This is a genomic window from Sphingobacterium sp. UBA2610 (assembly GCF_002339225.1).
GTDB lineage: Bacteria > Bacteroidota > Bacteroidia > Sphingobacteriales > Sphingobacteriaceae > Sphingobacterium > Sphingobacterium multivorum.
In genome coordinates, this window is sequence record NZ_DDKA01000034.1 from 41,890 (window position 1) to 59,430 (window position 17,541).

Here is a 17,541-nt window from a genome sequence, read left to right on the forward strand (position 1 = left end):
AAAAACGTTATAAAAGAAATGAGCTTTAAATTAAATAATAGATTCAAATCCATCTCGGGTTTTGTGCTTGCACTAGGATTGCTTTTTGCGACTCCTATCCTAGCAAGTCAACAAGATACAGTAGCATCTGATTCTGCTAAAGCGGCAACTACAGCAGTAGCTGCCCCTGCAGCAACGGATTCGGTTGCAAAAGATACAACAGCGGCAGCAGGTACTGCTGCTGTTGGATCTGCTAGTTCTTCTACAGAAGCTAGTGCTGCTGCTCCTGCTGTTGAAGAAGTGAAGCAAATAGACCCTCAGGTTTATAAAAACTTCACATATTATGTCTTGTTATTCTTGGTTATATGTACAGTTGTTGCCGTTATCGGTAAAGTACTTTCGATCTATGAATTGACAAGAAAGATGAACGGTAAATACAATCCGTTTGCGAATAACACATTTCAATCGGCATTGTTATTCATTTTCTTGGTTGTATTCCTTTATGGTGTATATTGGTCATATGTACACTGGGGAGCTGCTTATTGGAGATCGGCAGTAACTGAGCACGGTGAGCGTATTGATACGATGTTTATCATTACGACAGCAATTACAACATTTGTATTGGTTATCACACACATCTTGTTGATGACATTTACATTCTTGTACCGCATGCGTGCAAAACGTCAGGCTTATTATTATCCTCATAACAATGCAATCGAGAAATTGTGGACAATTGTTCCAGCTGTTGTTTTGACAGTATTGGTATTGTTCGGTTTCTTTACATGGAGATCGATCACAAATATTCCTGAAGATCTTCAAAAATCAGCATTACAAGTTGAGGTATTAGGCGAGCAATTCCAATGGAATGTCCGTTATGCTGGTTCAGATGGGATTATTGGTAAACGTAATTATAAAATGACGACACCAACCAACCCTTACGGTATTGACTTTAATGATAAAAATTCCTGGGATGATATTCAGGGATCTGAAATTTGGTTGCCTGTAAACAAACCTGTTCGTTTCCATATCGTTTCAAAAGATATTATTCACTCTTTCTATATTCCTGATTTCCGTGTTCAAATCAATGCGGTACCAGGGATGACCAACTATTTCCAATTCACACCTACTGTAACAACAGAAGAAATGCGTGATCGTTTGGGTGATTATAACTATGACTTCGTGATGTTGTGTAACAAGATCTGTGGATCTGGTCACTACAACATGCAAAAGAAAGTGGTTGTCGTAACTGAAGAGAAATATAAAGAGTGGTTAGCTAAACAAAATAAATATTTTACTGAGGATTTGCAAAAAGAGTTCAGTGGTAAAACAGCTAACGTGAAAAAGGATAGCGTACAAGTTACAGCATCTTTGAACTAATTAAGAATTTTTGAATATAAAATCGAATATGTCAAGTACAGTAATATCGCATAGCGCTGAACATCACGATTCGCACGGCCATCATCATGAGGAGTCGTTCATCAGAAAGTATATCTTCTCGGGTGACCACAAGATGATTGCTAAGCAATTCTTGATCACTGGTATCATCATGGCAGTTTTTGCGATGCTTTTATCAGTATTATTCCGTATCCAATTAGCATGGCCGGATAAAGAGTTCCCTATATTAGAAGTATTCTTAGGTAAATGGGCTGAAGGCGGTCGTATAAAACCGGAGTTTTTCCTTTCCTTGGTAACCATTCACGGTACCGTTATGGTATTCTTCGTGTTAACGGCTGGTCTATCGGGTACTTTTAGTAACTTATTGATTCCATATCAAATCGGAGCACGCGATATGGCATCTCCTTTTATGAACATGTTGTCTTACTGGTTGTTCTTTGTAGCATCAGTTATTATGGTTGCATCGTTCTTCGTAGAAAGTGGACCTGCTTCTGCTGGTTGGACGATCTACCCGCCACTATCGGCTGTTCCTACTGCAATCGCAGGATCTGCAACAGGTATGACTTTATGGTTGGTGAGTATGGTTCTATTTGTAGCTTCACAGTTGATCGGTGGTATTAACTATGTAAGTACAATTTTGAACATGCGCACAAAAGGAATGGACTTATGGAAAATGCCTTTGACAATCTGGGCGTTCTTCTTAACTGCTATCGTAGGTATGTTGTCATTCCCAGTATTGGTTTCGGCGGTTGTTCTTCTGATTTTTGACCGTGCTGCTGGTACGTCATTCTATTTGTCGGATCTTGTTGTTCAAGGACAAATTTTACCGAACGAAGGTGGTTCACCAATTTTGTTCCAACACTTGTTCTGGTTCTTAGGTCACCCTGAGGTATATATCGTTGTTATGCCGGCTTTAGGTTTAACTTCTGAGGTTATTGCAACCAACTCACGTAAACCAATCTTTGGTTACCATGCGATGGTTTATTCGTTGATCGGTATTACCGTGTTATCGTTTATCGTATGGGGTCACCACATGTTTGTAACAGGTATGAACCCGTTCTTGGGTGGTGTATTTATGATTACAACATTGATTATCGCGGTTCCTTCAGCGGTAAAAGCGTTTAACTATCTTGCAACGTTGTGGAAAGGTAATATCCGTTTCACTCCGGCGATGATGTTTGCTATCGGTTTGGTATCGTTCTTTATCTCTGGTGGTTTGACAGGATTGTTCCTAGGTAATGCGGCATTAGATATCAACTTACACGATACGTATTTTGTTGTTGCCCACTTCCACTTGGTAATGGGATCGGCGTCAATCTTCGGTATGCTTTGTGGTGTTTACCACTGGTATCCTAAGATGTTCGGTCGTATGATGAACACAAAATTAGGTTATTTACACTTCTGGTTGACTTTCGTTGGTGCTTACATGGTATTCTTCCCAATGCACTTTATGGGTATCGATGGTGTGCCTCGCCGTTACTATGCATTTACACACTTTGATTTCATGGCAAAATGGGTTTCTGTCAACCAATTGGTAACTTGGGCTGCGATTGTGGCTGCTTTAGGTCAGGTAGCTTTCCTGTGGAACTTCTTTACATCGATTTTCTTCGGTAAAAAAGCCCCACAAAACCCTTGGCAGTCAAACACATTGGAATGGACTACTCCGGTAGAGCATATCCATGGTAACTGGCCAGGAGAAATTCCAACTGTACACCGTTGGCCTTACGATTACAGTAAGCCAGGTCATGGTGAGGATTTTATTCCTCAAAGTGTTCCTTTCTCTGAAACAATGAGCTCTAATTTGCCTCATGATTTCGAAGGAGACGAGGAAGCTGAGCGTATCCAGGCAGAATGGAATGCTCAAAATGGTAGAAAAGACTAATAAAATCTTATAAAATAGAGTAGGGATTCCTACTCTATTTTATAGAAGTTTGTATTTTAAGAGGTAGGGGTAGTATTATGTTTCCAGCAGCTGAGAAGCGATTTATAAAGACCAATTTTATAACGATCATTGTGTTGTTTTTGGTCATTATTGCTGGCGGAGTTGTTCGGAGTACAGGGTCAGGAATGGGATGCCCAGATTGGCCAAGATGTTTTAACCGTATTATTCCTCCAACAGATATCTCCCAATTACCGCAAGGATATGAACAGCATTATATTGAAGGAAGGGCAAAGAAGAACGAACGTTTCGCGAAAATTGTAGAATTTTTCGGCGATAAAGAAATGGCTTACAAGCTCCGTACTGATAAGAGTATTTTGCAGCATGAAGAGTTTAATGTTGCGAAAACCTGGACGGAATATATCAATCGGTTGGTAGGCGTTGTTTCCGGATTCTGTTTGTTATTTACAGCTATTTATTCTTTCACCTATTTAAAATCAAAAAGCTCGATCGTTGTTTGGTCAGTGATTAATCTTTTTGTTGTCGTACTTCAGGCCTGGTTGGGATCGATCGTTGTATCGACAAATCTGATGCCCTGGATTATTACGGTACATATGCTCTTAGCCATTGTAATTGTTTGTATTAGTATTTATACATATTTCAAAGCAGTTACTTTGCGAAACAAGACCTTACTGGTCAATCGTTCTTTGGGTATATTAAAAGGACTTGCTATTGCTTCAATTTTATTGATGCTAACACAGGTAATTGTCGGAACGGGAGTTCGCGAGGAGGTTGATTTATTAACCGGTTCAACGATAGCCCGGACTGATTTTATAACAACTATTGGCCAACAGTTTGAGTTACATCGCTGGTTGGCATATTGTTCTTTGATTTTAGTTATTGTATTATTCTTTTTGGTCCGCACGAGTTTTAATACGGGGTCTAAGCAATATAAATTTGCTTTAATCGCATTGATTCTAGTGGGTATCCAAATGCTATCAGGAATTATCTTAGCTCGATTTGCAATACCTGCATTTGCACAAACAACGCATTTGGTGGTAGCTACGCTGTTATTTGGCGCGCAGTTCTACCTGTTGTTATTGTTAAACAAGCAAAGGCACTAATCTTGGCATTCGGGATGTTTATGTTTAAAAGTACGTGTTTAATTACACTGATAGTAGGAGGTCTCTTTTAGTTATGAAAGAATTTATTTCAGATTTCAAAAAGCTTGTTAAGTTGAGACTTACGTTGACGGTTGTATTTTCTGCGTCAATTGCTTTTCTGATAGGATCAAAACAACAGGGTGATATATTCTGGTTCAATTGGTTATTGTTGACTATAGGTGGTTTTCTGGTGACAGGTTCTGCTAATGGTTTTAATGAGATCATTGAAAAGGATTTGGATAAACTGATGAAACGTACGGAGGACAGACCGTTGCCATCAGGCCGCATGACAACAGGACAAGCTTTGGTATTAAGTGTCTTTATGGGCATCTTAGGAACCTTGGTGCTTGTTCGCTTAAACTTTGTCGCTGGTCTGCTGTCGGTTTTCTGTATTCTTCTTTACGCATTTATCTATACACCATTAAAAAGAAAATCACCAATAGCAGTGTTTGTCGGCGCGTTTCCGGGTGCATTTCCGCCATTAATTGGATATTATGCAGCCTTTTCGCAAGACGATTTAGCCTACTATAGTGGACATAATGAAGCGGCAATTATTATTATTCCCTTTGTGTTGTTTGCTATTCAATTTTTATGGCAGTTTCCGCATTTCTGGGCAATTGCTTGGGTTGTGGATGATGACTATAAATTAGCGGGTTTTCGCTTATTGCCGACGACAAAACGTGATAAGATATCTGCGTTTATGGTATTCATTTCAGGTTTGTTTATGATACCTGCAGGTTTTATACCGTATCATTTTGGCTTTGGTGGAATTTGGTTTACGATTGTATCTGTGGTCGGAGGAATAATGTTTGGTTATTACGGTTATTTGCTGTTTAAGAATTGTGATATTCCTTCAGCAAAGAAAGTGATGTTTACCTCATTTATCTATTTGCCTGTGACACAACTCGTATTATTGCTTAACTTTATTCCGTTGAAATAATGTTAGATATACAAGCACAAACTGACGAGAAGTTAGTACAGAGAAAAGCCCAAAAGTTCAACCTATGGTTGGGTATGTTGGGGATGTTCATGATGTTTGCGGCGTTATCCAGTGGTTTCATTGTATATACAGCGAGCGGTGTGGACAAAGGGATTAAGACCCTATTGCCAAATGCACTTTTATATAGTACCTTGGTGATTGTGGTTAGTAGTCTAACGATGTTTTTAGCCCATAGAGCGGCTAAAAATGGCGAGTCTTCCAAACAGCGGTTGTTTTTGATAGCAACTTTTATTTTGGGAGTTGTATTTTTTGCCTTGCAAGTTCATGCTTGGAATGTATTGATCGATAGGGGTGTTTATTTTGTGAATAACAATGCATCGCAATCTTTTATTTACGTTTTTATATGGATGCACTTGGCGCATATTATTGCGGGGTTGATCGTTTTGATTGGCGCGATTATAGGAATTAACAAACTTCCTAAAGACGGCAATCTTTTCCGCATGGATCTTGCCAGTATTTTTTGGCATTTTCTCGATCTTTTATGGATTTATATATATGTTTTCTTACTTTTGAATCAATAATAGTAAACAATGAGTACAACAGTATCGCAATTGGATAAGGTAAAAACTGGTCCATGGAATGGTGGAAAATCACCTTGGAACTTAGAGTATGGAAAAATCATGATGTGGTTTTTCTTGGTAGGGGATGCCTTCACATTTTCTGCATTTTTGGTTTATTATGGCGCGCAACGATTTTCACACGCTGTATGGCCGGATCCTGATAAGGTTTTTCAATCTATTCCAGGAATTACTGACGGGGGACAACCCTTAGTATTTGTCGGTTTAATGACGTTTATTTTGATTATGTCTTCAGTAACTATGGTGTTGGCGGTTGAAGCTGGACATCGTAATTCGAAGCATGAGGTTGTTAAATGGATGTTATGGACAATCTTAGGTGGTCTTTGTTTCGTTGGTTGTCAGGCATTAGAGTGGACGCATTTGCACCACGAAGGCTTTTGGTTCGGACGTAATCCTGCTACTGATATTGCTACACATATGGAAGGCGGAAATGTTGTTGAAAAATTGAGCCATTTCTTTACGGGAGATGTATCGTATACATCAGCACTTCAGTTTGCAAACCTATTCTTTACAATTACTGGTTTTCACGGTTTCCACGTAACTGTTGGTATTATTTTGAACATCATTATTTTGTTCATGACTTTAAATAATACTTTTGAAAAAAGAGGATCCTATTTAATGATTGAAAAAGTAGGTCTATATTGGCACTTTGTGGATTTAGTGTGGGTATTCGTGTTTACACTTTTCTACCTTGTTTAGTAAATCAATTTAATTACAAAAGCTATGTCACAATATCAAGATAATATCGCTCACGGAGAGCACGCTCACGAAGGTGGGTTGGATAAAAAAGCCATCTGGAGGGTGTTTGGAGTACTTTTGGCCCTTACTTGCCTAGAGTTCTTAATCGCATTAGGCTTCGTTCACCATTGGCAAATTCTGTCTAAAGGGGTATTGGTTAATTCAATTTACATTATACTTACTTTAGTTAAAGCTTATTATATCATTGCATTCTTTATGCACTTGAAATTCGAGAAATCGAGCTTCATTGTCACTGTAGGAATCGTCTTTATTTTTATTATTTATTTTATTGTTTTGATGCTAGTTGAAGGAGGCCATTTAGCTTCTGCATTCCAAGAACATCAAATATTTCCAAATAAATAGATAAAGTGAATGGATAATAATACTGGACAAAAGAAAGGTATTAAAACTATATTGATCCTGGCAGTAATTCTTTTACTGCCGGGATTTTTATATTTTATACTAAATAAAAGCGGCTCGAATAGCTACGCCTCCTTACCAATTTTTGGGAAAAAGGAAGTGCCTGGAACAACACATCGAAAATGGGGACGTGATATTCCCGATACCATCTACCATACGGTGACGCCTGTTGATTTTGTGAATTACGATGGTAAGAAAGTGCATTTGTTGGACAATGATACAACACTCTCTGTAGTCCACCTGATGTATTCTAGGGACGCTTCCTTATCAAGGACAATGATTAAGCGATTAGATCAAATTGCTAATCGGTTTATTCAGAATCAGAAAGTTAAGTTGTATTCTATCACGGTTGATACAGCCTATGATACACCTGATGTATTAGCGAAATACGCGAAAGTTTACAAACCCTGGACCAAATCTTGGTTTTTTGTGACAGATCCTTCTGTTGATATCTTTAAATTTGCTAAAGAAAGTCTATTGCAGGACGCGCTTGTCAACAATGATGGCAATAAACCATTTATTATTGGTTCTAATTATCTTTTACTTGATACAAAAGGACGTATAAGAGGTATTTATGACATTAATGTCAAAACGGATGTTGACCGCCTTGAGGATGAAATCAAATTATTATTGGTCGAGGAAGTCCGAAACCATCCAGCTACAATAGAACAAAAGAGATAATTATCATGGAAGAGAGTCTTAACAAGGAGAAAAAGTATAGTAAATGGATTTGGGTGCTATCTATTGCTATCCCGATAGTGGTTGCTATCCTTTTCACAGTGAATTTACAAAAGCTGGGTTATGATGTAAAGCCGCTAACATTTTTGCCTCCCATCTACGCGGCTATCAATGGGATTACGGCTGTACTGCTTTTTTGGGCAGTGGCTGCAATAAAAAAGGGCAATAAGCCCTTGCACGAGCGTTTGATCAAAATGTGTATTGCTTGCTCCTTAGCTTTTCTGGCTATGTATGTCGCTTATCACATGACTTCAATCGAAACAAAATATGGTGGCGAGGGAATTTTGAGACCGATCTATTTCTTTATCCTGATCACGCATATTTTGCTTTCCATTATCATTATCCCTTTTGTACTCTTTACATTTGTTAGAGGCATATCGGGTTCTTATGAGCGTCATAAGAAGCTTGCCCGCATAACTTACCCTATGTGGCTTTATGTTGCAGTTACTGGGGTGATCGTTTACTTAATGATCTCTCCGTATTATATTGGTTAGTGATAAGAGGTCAAGGTATTGTGGTGAAACACATTGGCACTTCGGATTCGAGTTGTTGAATCTGGTTTAATTTTTAAACGAAATCGGATGCAATGGGTGCGATATTCCATGTATTCGGGAGTATAAACAGTATCGGGTTAATCAGTTGATTCGTATCGGCTAGATGGATCTGTAAAAAATCATTTGCATATGAAGCGTATCTGGATTTATCAGGCAGATCGTCTGCTAACGGCAGCAGAGGGACAGGAGATTGTTACTGACCTAGAAGCTTTTGCTGAACAGTGGAAAGTACATGGAAAACCACTTTCTGCTTCCGCAGAATTGCGGGATAATCTTTTTATTATCCTTAAGGTGGACGAGGAAGTGGCGGCTGCATCAGGTTGTTCTATTGATAGTTCGGTTCGATTTTTAAAAGGAGTTGAATCGAAGTATGGTATTCAACTATTTGATCGCATGCAATTTGCATATAAAGGGGATCAAGGAATAGGCGTGGTTAACCGTGACGGATTTGAGAAGCTACTGGCAGACGGTACCATCAATGATAATACCTTAGTATTTGATAATACTATTACCCATGAACATCAAATGGAGAATGCTTGGGCAGTGCCCTTCCATCAAAGCTGGCATAAGCGACTTTTTAAATAAGTTGTAAACAAGTATAAAAGAAAGGCCATATGTAATTGTGGCCTTTCTTTTTGATCTATAGATCTGTATTGCTTCTCTTTCTGATTGGTCCGCCGAATGGCGATAGCTTCGCTTATTCAGGAATAGTATAATGGTGCATGTATTTTGCAATCGCATTTGCGCGTCTATTGACATAAGCAGAAGGGTTACGGGCATCCCATTCTCTTGGGTTTGGCAGTATGGCTATAATCAATGCGGCTTGTTTTTTTGAAAGATTGCTGCCTGTTTTACTAAAATAATACGACGCTGCCGCATCGGCACCATAAACTCCCTGTCCCATTTCAATCACATTGAGATAAACTTCGAGGATGCGTTTCTTGCTCCAGAATGTTTCTATAAGAATTGTAAAGTAGGTCTCGAAACCTTTTCTTAACCAGGAGCGCCCTGGCCATAGAAAGACATTTTTGGCGACCTGCTGACTGATTGTACTTCCGCCGCGTAATTTCTTTCCCTGTGCATTTTTTTTAATGGCATTCTGAATCCCTTGCATGTCGAATCCCCAGTGTGTCATAAAGTGAGCATCTTCTCCTGCAATGGCCGCTAACTTGAGGTTGTCCGAAAGTTCATCGTAATCCAGCCAGTTTTTTTCCAGTTTAAATCCTTTGCCCTGCTCTTTTAGTTCAAACCCACGTTGAATCATCAACCAGGTGATGGGAGGATTGACGAACCTTAAGCTAATGACCCAAAAGAGTGAAATACCAATAAAATAGAGCACTACCCGTGTCGCAATGCGCAGGATCGGAGATTTTATGGACTTCAATGGGTTGAAGGATTTTTTTTTGAAGGTATTTTGTTGTTTGCTGGACGTATTTTGTTTACCAGATCTTTTGATGGCCATATCATTACAAAATTTGTGCAAACATAAGCATCATAAAGCAAAGATTCCACATACTATTTTGTCATTTCTTCTAATTTTTCTAATGTCACGTCTTTCATCCAGGATATTGCCTTGGTATCAATTTCACCATTGGGTTTAATCACAGCATAAGTTGGAAAACCGGCACCGTTAAATAAAGACAGTAGCTCGCTAATTACATTATTTTCGACAAAAATATGTGTGCCAGGTTGTTCAAGTTCGGCTACCTTATTGATCCATTTCTCTTGATTTAATCCTTGATCAGTACATAGATACACGAATTCTATTGGTGATTTTGCTCCCTTAGCCTCATGATATAGTTTTTTGCTGTAAGGCATCTGACCAATACAAGGCGCACACCAGGTAGCCCATATATCTAATACGATAAGTTTATTATGGTATTTTGCTTTGATGGTTTTAAGAAGTTCGGATCCGTCTTTGCTTTGGTTTGAGAGGAGCTCGGCATCAAATGAAAATTCTTTGATTATTTTTCCTAGTGAGGTCTGTTTTGGTGCTGACTTTGCTGACGCCAGTAGCTTTTCCAATTTTGTTTGTTTAACATTTAGCCCATCTATTTCTATTCTAATATTCTCTTTCGCCCATTTGCTGTTTAATTTGTTCAGTATTGTCTTATAAATCTTATTTTGCGCTGCAATATCGTCGTCTTCAAATCTGAGGTTGATAATATCGGCGTAATTTTTAGGGAAGGTTTGATTGGCATAGTCTGCTACTTTCACGTAGTCTCCACGAGTTTCATTGACCGGGTAAAGGACATATTTCACGTAATAATGCAAAAATCTAAAATAATCGCTGACATGATTAGATATCGAATAAATAGGAACTAGTATACTATCATTAGCTACTTTAATTTTATTTGTTAGGTAGTAATCCAATTGTCTGTACGTATACTGGGCATCAGTGGCGGCGTCAATCAGCGTTTTACATGTTGTGCCGTATGTATGATAGAAAGCCTGATCTGTATTCCGCTGAATCTTAAATAGGGAATCTAATTTATATTGAAAATTAGGGTCGCTTGGATTGAGCTGGCGGAGTGGCTTGTAAAAATCGGGATTATGCTTCTTGTCAAATAAAATATATTCGTTCATTTGCCGATTTACTTCGGCATCTTTTCCTGCAAACGAAATACCATCACCGATCATATAAATCTCTTTTTTATTGAGCTTGCTTAGATCGAAGGTGATTTCCAATCCATCTTGAAGGTAAAGACAGGTATAAGCATAGTCACCTAAGCTAAACCATATCTGTTGGTAAGGTAGTATATGTATTTGGGTAAATTCAAAGGTACCATCGGCATTTGCCTTTATCTCATTGCTGCTTTGACTAGGTCAGATTAGGTTAACAAAGGTGTATTGAATTTTGAGATTTGAGAGTTCCTCTGGACTTGCGTTTAGCACACGGCCTGTCACTTTAGCAAGCTGTGTTTTGCCAGACTTATAATATGATTCATCGGTTAACGAAATGGGATCTGATTTCATTTGTGCGTAAGCAATGTTGAGGAGCATTAGCGAAAGCAATAATGTGGCGAAAAAGACTTTCATAATAAATAGTTTATATGGAAATCAAATATATTAATTTGACAGATCAAAGATTCTTAATTAGTGTTAAAATTTGTTCGATATTGTAATTTGCCAAAGCGACGATATTATCCTATTTTTACGCTTCATAAAAATTGATTTACAAGTTGGCAAAAGAAAAGAAAGTGACCCCATTGATGCAACAGTATAATGCGATCAAGATTAAATATCCTGGAGCGTTATTGTTGTTCCGTGTTGGCGATTTTTACGAGACATTTGGTGAGGATGCAATCAAAGCTGCCCAGATTTTGGGCATTGTTTTGACGAAGCGTGGTAATGGCTCGGAATCGGAAACCGCGTTGGCTGGTTTTCCTCATCATTCGTTGGAGACCTATCTTCCAAAATTGGTGCGTGCCGGCCAACGGGTGGCGATCTGTGATCAGTTGGAGGATCCTAAGACGACAAAAACAATCGTTAAGCGTGGTGTGACAGAGTTGGTTACCCCTGGCGTTTCCTACAATGACAATATTGTTCAGCAGAAATCGAATAATTATTTAGCGTCAATCTTTATCGAAAAAGAGCGGATCGGTATTTCTTTTCTTGATATTTCAACAGGCGAATTTTTGGTTGCTCAGGGAAGTGTTACCTATATCGATAAATTGCTTCAAGGTTTTAAGCCAACGGAAGTCATTCTTTCCAAAAAACAGAGCAAGGATTTTGCGGAGCAGTTTGGGTCGCATTACTATACTTATTTTCTTGACGAATGGCCGTATACGGGAGACTATGCTACAGAAACATTATTGAAGCATTTTGAGGTTTCGTCGATGAAAGGGTTTGGCGTTGATCGGATGCCTGCGGGGATTGTTGCTGCCGGTGTAGCTTTACATTACTTAAACGAGACCGAGCATCGTAACCTACAACACATTTCTACGCTTTCGCGTATCGAAGAAGATCGTTTTATGTGGCTGGATCGCTTTACGATCCGCAATTTGGAATTAATCGGTTCGTTGAATGAAAATGCTGTCACCCTTTCTGATGTATTGGATCATACATCCAGTCCAATGGGAGCGCGCTTGCTCAAGCGCTGGATTGTGATGCCGTTAAAAGACAAGAAAAGTATTCAGGAACGATTGAATGTGGTGGATTTCTTTGTTGCTGATCGCAATTTAAGGGATGAGTTGATTGGTCAGATCAAGCAGGTGGGGGATCTTGAACGCCTAATTTCCAAGATAGGACTACAAAAAGCGAATCCGCGGGAAATCGTGCAATTAAAACGGGCTTTATATGCGATAGAAAAGTTGAAGGAACTTACAGATCGTAAAGATGCCAACGCGCTACAGACCATATCGGAGCAATTGGATGCTTGTACAGTTATCCGGGAAAGAATAGAGCTGCAGGTTCAGGCCGAGCCCCCAGTGGCAATCAATAAGGGTAGCGTAATTGCTGATGGCGTTGATCCGGAATTGGATCGATTGCGTAAAATTGCCTTTGGCGGTAAGGATTATTTGCTTGAGATTCAAAAAAGGGAAGCAGAACTCACTGGAATTCCATCCTTGAAAATTGCATTCAATAATGTCTTTGGTTATTACCTGGAGGTTACCAATACCCATAGGGATAAGGTTCCTACGACGTGGATACGTAAACAGACGCTGGTGAATGCTGAACGTTACATTACGGAGGAACTGAAAGAATATGAAGAACAGATTCTAGGTGCTGAGGAGAAGATCCAAGCACTGGAGAATAGATTATATGCAGAGCTATTGCTTTCCATTGCTGAATATATCAAACCTATTCAGCTCGATGCACAGCTGATCGCTAAGCTGGATGTGCTGCTTAACTTTGCGGTTGTAGCAGAGAAAAATTATTATGTAAAGCCTGAAATCAGCGAGAGCAAGATCTTGGATATTAAAGGCGGAAGACACCCTGTCATTGAAAGAAACCTGCCAATAGGCGAGGACTATATTACCAATGATACCTTCTTGGACCCAAAGACACAACAGATTATTATTATTACGGGGCCTAATATGGCCGGTAAATCGGCGTTACTCCGTCAGACTGGATTGATCGTGTTGATGGCGCAAATTGGTTGTTTCGTACCGGCAAAAGAAGCAAAGATCGGTCTGGTTGACAAAATTTTCACCCGTGTGGGCGCTTCAGATAATCTTTCTTCTGGAGAATCTACGTTTATGGTAGAGATGAATGAGACGGCGAGCATCATGAATAATTTATCAGACCGTAGTCTCATTCTTTTAGATGAAATCGGTCGTGGTACCAGTACCTATGACGGTATTTCTATTGCTTGGGCTATTGCTGAGTTTTTACACAATAATCCCGCAGCCAAAGCAAAAACATTGTTTGCAACGCATTACCATGAATTAAATGAGCTGACAACTTCATTGGATCGTATTAAAAATTATAATGTGACGGTGAAGGAAGTCAATAACAAAGTTATTTTCTTGCGGAAGCTCGTTCCAGGAGGCTCAGAACATAGTTTTGGTATTCATGTGGCAAAGCTCGCGGGGATGCCACAAAAGTTGCTGAATCGTGCCAACCAGATCCTGAAAAGATTGGAGCAGGAGCGAACTGGTGGGGAGCAGATTAAGGATAGTATGCGTAAGATTCAGAAACAGGCCTACCAATTGCAAATGTTTTCCATTGATGATCCTGTCTTGAATAAGATCAGGGATATGCTGAATAATCTGGATGTTAATTCGCTTACTCCAGTTGAGGCATTAATGAAGCTGGATGAGATACAACGCCTGCTAAAGAATTAAATCTTCTTTTGGACTTGTACACCTGATCTCAAGTGGGACTTGTTTTCTTCGATTTGAACACGCCAGATCATGTTTTTTAAAACAGAACATCATCTGGCGTATTTTTTTCTGAAAGTGCCTGATCTTATTGGTTAGAGAGAACCTTGAGCTCGCTTTCATTGTTGTTGATGTCTGCGAAGTCATGAAAGTTTTTGAAGGGCTATTGCTTAAAACCTGAAAAATAGTTCCAAGCTTCCGTAATTCGCCTGTATTGGGATCAATACCTTACTGCTGGCATCATAAGGCGCGTAATGATAGCCGAGTTCGAAACCAATGTACTTTTGGTTTTTCATGCGAAATAGGGATGCGAGACCAAGTCCTAAGTGCACATTATTGATGGTTACCATACGATCGGTGTATCCACCATCATAATAATAACCATCCGGATCATAATAACCAGAGGAATAAGCGCTTTCTGTAATACCGGTATCTGTAATATCTATGCCAAGGATACCTTTTGGAATCAGTATACATTTGTCGTTGTCAAAAACTTTGTAACCTACAGCACCGCCCATAAATGCGGTCGCTGAAGAATTGACCGAAACATTGGAGCCATCGTAATTGTAATCAATATTGCGGTCGTTTGAGTTGATGCGCACCTTGAAGCCACCTTCAAAAATAAATTTTCTTTCTAGCGAGCTCATCAGCATAAATCCAAAGCTTACGTTGGTTCCGAAAATTTTGTTGGCTCCACCAAGTGGGGTGACTACGCCGATTGAAGGAACATAGCCAAGTTTGGCTTTTTGTCTATCTCTGTACACTTTGGGTGCTGGAAATGGCTGTTGATTATCTTGTTCATTAGATCGTCCGTCTTGTACAGCACTGGAAACGTCAGTATCTGAAAAAAGCTGTAAAATATCTTTTTCCTGATCCGTTAACGTGTAACTGTCAGAAACAAGGAGTGCTTGTGCCCTTACTTTGATGAGGCCATCCAGTGGATGCCGCAATGGGTAAAAATTGTATTTTTCCTTATGCTGTTCGTATTGCGTTGAGAAATCGTCCTGGTCTGCCGCATCCAGTCTTTGTAGAAAGCTTTTATCAAATTGACTGTTCCAATAGAGGTCAATCGCTGCAGTACTATTTTTCTTTTCAATGATTTGCATAAGAATGCGTAACCGTTGTACAAATTCATTGATACCACAGCTTGCCTGTATACTATTAAGTAAAGGGTCAATTTTGTCAAAGTCATTGTTGTTTAAGGCTTGCGTCAAAAGGGGAAGTGTCTCAACGGTATATCGTTCACAATTTTCCTGCCCATGCAATAGTTTTGTTGGGATGACACAGCTCATAATCAATATCATAAGAGCTAGCTGACGGATATTCATGGCTTATATAGATTTGTTGCTGACTAAATTAGCAAATAAATCGCAGGTTACATGGGTTTGTTTGTGCCAAAGGTCCTAAAAGTTTTATCTTTGGCGTATGGCGTCGATATTTCGGTTTAAACAATTTGAGGTTGATCAGTCTGACTGTGCGATGAAGATCAATACAGATGGTGTTTTGTTGGCTTCATTGTCGGAGATAGAACCTGTAGAACGTGTCTTAGATGTGGGCACAGGCACTGGAGTCATTGCCTTGATGTTGGCTCAGCGTCTTGGGAATAGCCAGATAGAAGCTGTTGAAGTCGACGCTTTGGCTGCGTTGATGGCGGATAAAAATTTTCGCAATTCCATTTTCCGTGAACGCCTAACGCTACATGCTAGTTCCTTTCAGCAACTGGATACAACAGGAAATTATGATTTGATTGTATCAAATCCACCTTTTTATACGGATTCGTTGCATAATCCGGATGAACGGAGGAAACTGGCTAGACATACGGATCTGGATTTTTTCTTTGAACTGTTGGATTTCGCCTCTATACGCTTATCGAATCGGGGGAAATTAATCCTTATCCTTCCAGCGGCATTAGCGGATACCTTAGTCAGTATTTCTACAGAAAGAGGTTTACATTGTTCTACTGAAGTTCGGATAAGTTCCTTTGAAGGAGAATCGGTGCTACGTAAGATCGTAACCTTTGAACGGAGGCCTGTTGAGTCGGTTGCAGTACGTGAGTTTGTTATTTATGCTGCTAAAGGTATTTATTCAGAAGCATATCGCACGGCCCTGGCACCTTATTTTTTAGCTTTTTAAATGATGACAAAGATCGGATTACTCTCAGATACACATTCTTTTTTAGATGAAGCGGTATTTACTCATTTTGCAGCCTGCGACGAGATTTGGCATGTAGGCGATTTTGGTGATGTGGATGTTGCAGATCGGTTGGCGGCTTTTAAACCGCTGCGCGGAGTTTATGGTAATATTGATGGTCAAGAAATTCGTTTACAATTTCCAGAAGATTTGAGGTTTAGGTGTGAGGAAGTGGACGTCTTTATGACACATATTGGTGGTTATCCCGGGAAATATGCTCCACGTATTAAAGGAGAATTGATGAAAAATCCGCCGAAATTATTTATTACTGGACATTCCCATATTCTAAAGGTTATCTTCGATCCTAAGATTCAATGCCTTCACCTCAATCCAGGTGCAGCGGGTAAGCACGGCTGGCATAAAGTGAGGACATTGATGCGGTTTGATATCAATAAAGATAAAATTGAAAATCTTGAGGTTATAGAACTGAACGAGCGTTAGATGGGGTTTTCTTTAATCTTTTTTGAGCTTTGAAAGCTGGATGATATATGGTGTGATGGCAAAGCGATCGTGGATACATTTGGTTCTCATGTAATGGGTCCAGAAATTTGCGCTACTTCTGTATAGTCGAATGGATTTCGTTACTGAAATGGATCCCATGAACACTGCGAATATGATGTAATGGTTACGTTTCGGGAATTTTATAAGAGTTTTCTCAATGCTATAGTGAATCACGAACTTCAAGAAGAAAGTTCTTCAAACGCTCCAATGAATCTACAACACGTTGATTTTCTTTTGCCTCAGATTTGTTGTCACGCAGGTAATCACGTGCCCCCTGTAGTGTATAACCTTTATCTTTAACCAAATTGAAGATGATCTTTAAATTGGCAATATCTTCTTGCGTAAATAAGCGATTACCCTTTTTATTTTTCTTAGGCTGTAGAATATCAAATTCACGCTCATAAAAACGTATCTGGGATGCATTTACATCAAACATTTCTGTAACTTCTCCCATTGTATAATACAATTTATTTATTTCACGCTCTTTGTACGGCATATCTTCACAATTAATCTATAGCAAACTTAATAAAAATTCCTATTCAAAAAGAAATTTTTGCGATCTCTTATCGGATCAAGGACTG

The 17,541-nt window shown here is 39.3% G+C and carries 18 protein-coding genes; 13 read left to right on the forward strand and 5 right to left on the reverse strand.

The genetic code is table 11. The features are described from left to right. Positions 1-18 precede the first annotated feature (18 nt). From B4Z47_RS23190 to B4Z47_RS23235, 10 genes are all read left to right on the forward strand, one after another. Positions 19-1,356 carry a cytochrome c oxidase subunit II gene (locus tag B4Z47_RS23190; protein WP_070563547.1) on the forward strand — a complete coding sequence of 446 codons (1,338 nt, stop codon included), beginning with the start codon at positions 19-21 and terminating at the stop codon, positions 1,354-1,356. A 28-nt stretch (positions 1,357-1,384) separates the two neighbouring features. Next, complete coding sequence (locus tag B4Z47_RS23195) at positions 1,385-3,256, forward strand: cytochrome c oxidase subunit I (protein ID WP_175441964.1); 1,872 nt, start codon at positions 1,385-1,387, stop codon at positions 3,254-3,256. 77 nt (positions 3,257-3,333) lie between these two features. Next, positions 3,334-4,377: a COX15/CtaA family protein gene (locus B4Z47_RS23200; RefSeq protein WP_070563550.1), complete on the forward strand. Its 1,044-nt coding sequence runs from the start codon at positions 3,334-3,336 to the stop codon at positions 4,375-4,377. A gap of 73 nt (positions 4,378-4,450) precedes the next feature. Next, complete coding sequence (gene cyoE, locus B4Z47_RS23205) at positions 4,451-5,356, forward strand: heme o synthase (protein WP_070563553.1); 906 nt, start codon at positions 4,451-4,453, stop codon at positions 5,354-5,356. Continuing rightward, complete coding sequence (locus tag B4Z47_RS23210; RefSeq protein ID WP_070563556.1) at positions 5,356-5,937, forward strand: cytochrome c oxidase subunit 3; 582 nt, start codon at positions 5,356-5,358, stop codon at positions 5,935-5,937. Before cyoE ends, B4Z47_RS23210 begins: the two co-directional genes overlap by 1 nt. A 9-nt stretch (positions 5,938-5,946) precedes the next feature. Continuing rightward, on the forward strand, positions 5,947-6,693 hold the full coding sequence (locus tag B4Z47_RS23215) for a cytochrome c oxidase subunit 3 (RefSeq protein ID WP_070563559.1): 747 nt from the start codon (positions 5,947-5,949) through the stop codon (positions 6,691-6,693). A gap of 24 nt (positions 6,694-6,717) precedes the next feature. Further along, positions 6,718-7,095: a cytochrome C oxidase subunit IV family protein gene (locus tag B4Z47_RS23220; protein WP_070563563.1), complete on the forward strand. Its 378-nt coding sequence runs from the start codon at positions 6,718-6,720 to the stop codon at positions 7,093-7,095. A gap of 9 nt (positions 7,096-7,104) precedes the next feature. Then, complete coding sequence (locus tag B4Z47_RS23225) at positions 7,105-7,833, forward strand: SCO family protein (RefSeq protein WP_070563567.1); 729 nt, start codon at positions 7,105-7,107, stop codon at positions 7,831-7,833. A gap of 5 nt (positions 7,834-7,838) precedes the next feature. Beyond that, positions 7,839-8,384: a DUF420 domain-containing protein gene (locus B4Z47_RS23230; protein WP_070563570.1), complete on the forward strand. Its 546-nt coding sequence runs from the start codon at positions 7,839-7,841 to the stop codon at positions 8,382-8,384. Between the two features lie 189 nt (positions 8,385-8,573). Next, positions 8,574-9,029 (forward strand): ABC transporter ATPase, encoded by a 456-nt coding sequence (locus B4Z47_RS23235; protein ID WP_112373814.1) that lies wholly within the window; start codon positions 8,574-8,576, stop codon positions 9,027-9,029. Between the two features lie 112 nt (positions 9,030-9,141). On the opposite strand, the gene mtgA is transcribed toward B4Z47_RS23235, so the two are convergent. The 3 genes from mtgA to B4Z47_RS23250 all read right to left on the reverse strand — a co-directional run bounded on the left by mtgA (position 9,142) and on the right by B4Z47_RS23250 (position 11,483). Beyond that, complete coding sequence (gene mtgA, locus B4Z47_RS23240; RefSeq protein ID WP_112373813.1) at positions 9,142-9,906, reverse strand: monofunctional biosynthetic peptidoglycan transglycosylase; 765 nt, start codon at positions 9,904-9,906, stop codon at positions 9,142-9,144. A gap of 53 nt (positions 9,907-9,959) precedes the next feature. After that, entirely contained in the window at positions 9,960-11,132 is a 1,173-nt protein-coding gene (locus B4Z47_RS23245) for a TlpA family protein disulfide reductase (RefSeq protein WP_286728017.1), read from the reverse strand. Between the two features lie 138 nt (positions 11,133-11,270). Beyond that, positions 11,271-11,483, reverse strand: coding sequence for a hypothetical protein (locus tag B4Z47_RS23250; RefSeq protein ID WP_112373811.1), 213 nt, complete (start codon positions 11,481-11,483; stop codon positions 11,271-11,273). Positions 11,484-11,626: 143 nt separating this feature from the next. On the opposite strand from B4Z47_RS23250, the gene mutS reads away from it, so the two are divergent. Next, entirely contained in the window at positions 11,627-14,233 is a 2,607-nt protein-coding gene (gene mutS, locus B4Z47_RS23255) for a DNA mismatch repair protein MutS (protein ID WP_286728018.1), read from the forward strand. Between the two features lie 206 nt (positions 14,234-14,439). On the opposite strand, the gene B4Z47_RS23260 is transcribed toward mutS, so the two are convergent. Beyond that, positions 14,440-15,597 (reverse strand): hypothetical protein, encoded by a 1,158-nt coding sequence (locus B4Z47_RS23260; protein ID WP_286728020.1) that lies wholly within the window; start codon positions 15,595-15,597, stop codon positions 14,440-14,442. 97 nt (positions 15,598-15,694) lie between these two features. On the opposite strand from B4Z47_RS23260, the gene B4Z47_RS23265 reads away from it, so the two are divergent. Both B4Z47_RS23265 and B4Z47_RS23270 read left to right on the forward strand, forming a co-directional pair. After that, entirely contained in the window at positions 15,695-16,402 is a 708-nt protein-coding gene (locus B4Z47_RS23265) for a tRNA1(Val) (adenine(37)-N6)-methyltransferase (RefSeq protein WP_112373809.1), read from the forward strand. Positions 16,403-16,405: 3 nt separating this feature from the next. Next, a complete protein-coding gene (locus B4Z47_RS23270) occupies positions 16,406-16,900 on the forward strand; it encodes a metallophosphoesterase family protein (RefSeq protein ID WP_070560715.1) in 495 nt (164 codons plus the stop codon). A gap of 220 nt (positions 16,901-17,120) precedes the next feature. Here B4Z47_RS23270 and B4Z47_RS23275 read toward each other — a convergent pair whose 3' ends face one another. Beyond that, on the reverse strand, positions 17,121-17,456 hold the full coding sequence (locus B4Z47_RS23275) for a MerR family transcriptional regulator (protein ID WP_046674120.1): 336 nt from the start codon (positions 17,454-17,456) through the stop codon (positions 17,121-17,123). Positions 17,457-17,541: the final 85 nt, after the last annotated feature.

Bases quoted from the DNA above. Each gene is read 5' to 3' on its own strand.
- cyoE (WP_070563553.1), top strand. From the start codon at position 4,451: ATGAAAGAATTTATTTCAGATTTCAAAAAGCTTGTTAAGTTGAGACTT.
- B4Z47_RS23210 (WP_070563556.1), top strand. From the start codon at position 5,356: ATGTTAGATATACAAGCACAAACTGACGAGAAGTTAGTACAGAGAAAA.
- B4Z47_RS23265 (WP_112373809.1), top strand. From the start codon at position 15,695: ATGGCGTCGATATTTCGGTTTAAACAATTTGAGGTTGATCAGTCTGAC.
- mtgA (WP_112373813.1), bottom strand. From the start codon at position 9,906: ATGGCCATCAAAAGATCTGGTAAACAAAATACGTCCAGCAAACAACAA.
- B4Z47_RS23220 (WP_070563563.1), top strand. From the start codon at position 6,718: ATGTCACAATATCAAGATAATATCGCTCACGGAGAGCACGCTCACGAA.
- B4Z47_RS23190 (WP_070563547.1), top strand. From the start codon at position 19: ATGAGCTTTAAATTAAATAATAGATTCAAATCCATCTCGGGTTTTGTG.
- B4Z47_RS23260 (WP_286728020.1), bottom strand. From the start codon at position 15,597: ATGAATATCCGTCAGCTAGCTCTTATGATATTGATTATGAGCTGTGTC.
- B4Z47_RS23250 (WP_112373811.1), bottom strand. From the start codon at position 11,483: ATGAAAGTCTTTTTCGCCACATTATTGCTTTCGCTAATGCTCCTCAAC.
- B4Z47_RS23215 (WP_070563559.1), top strand. From the start codon at position 5,947: ATGAGTACAACAGTATCGCAATTGGATAAGGTAAAAACTGGTCCATGG.
- B4Z47_RS23200 (WP_070563550.1), top strand. From the start codon at position 3,334: ATGTTTCCAGCAGCTGAGAAGCGATTTATAAAGACCAATTTTATAACG.
- B4Z47_RS23235 (WP_112373814.1), top strand. From the start codon at position 8,574: ATGAAGCGTATCTGGATTTATCAGGCAGATCGTCTGCTAACGGCAGCA.
- B4Z47_RS23195 (WP_175441964.1), top strand. From the start codon at position 1,385: ATGTCAAGTACAGTAATATCGCATAGCGCTGAACATCACGATTCGCAC.
- B4Z47_RS23275 (WP_046674120.1), bottom strand. From the start codon at position 17,456: ATGCCGTACAAAGAGCGTGAAATAAATAAATTGTATTATACAATGGGA.
- B4Z47_RS23230 (WP_070563570.1), top strand. From the start codon at position 7,839: ATGGAAGAGAGTCTTAACAAGGAGAAAAAGTATAGTAAATGGATTTGG.
- B4Z47_RS23225 (WP_070563567.1), top strand. From the start codon at position 7,105: ATGGATAATAATACTGGACAAAAGAAAGGTATTAAAACTATATTGATC.
- B4Z47_RS23270 (WP_070560715.1), top strand. From the start codon at position 16,406: ATGACAAAGATCGGATTACTCTCAGATACACATTCTTTTTTAGATGAA.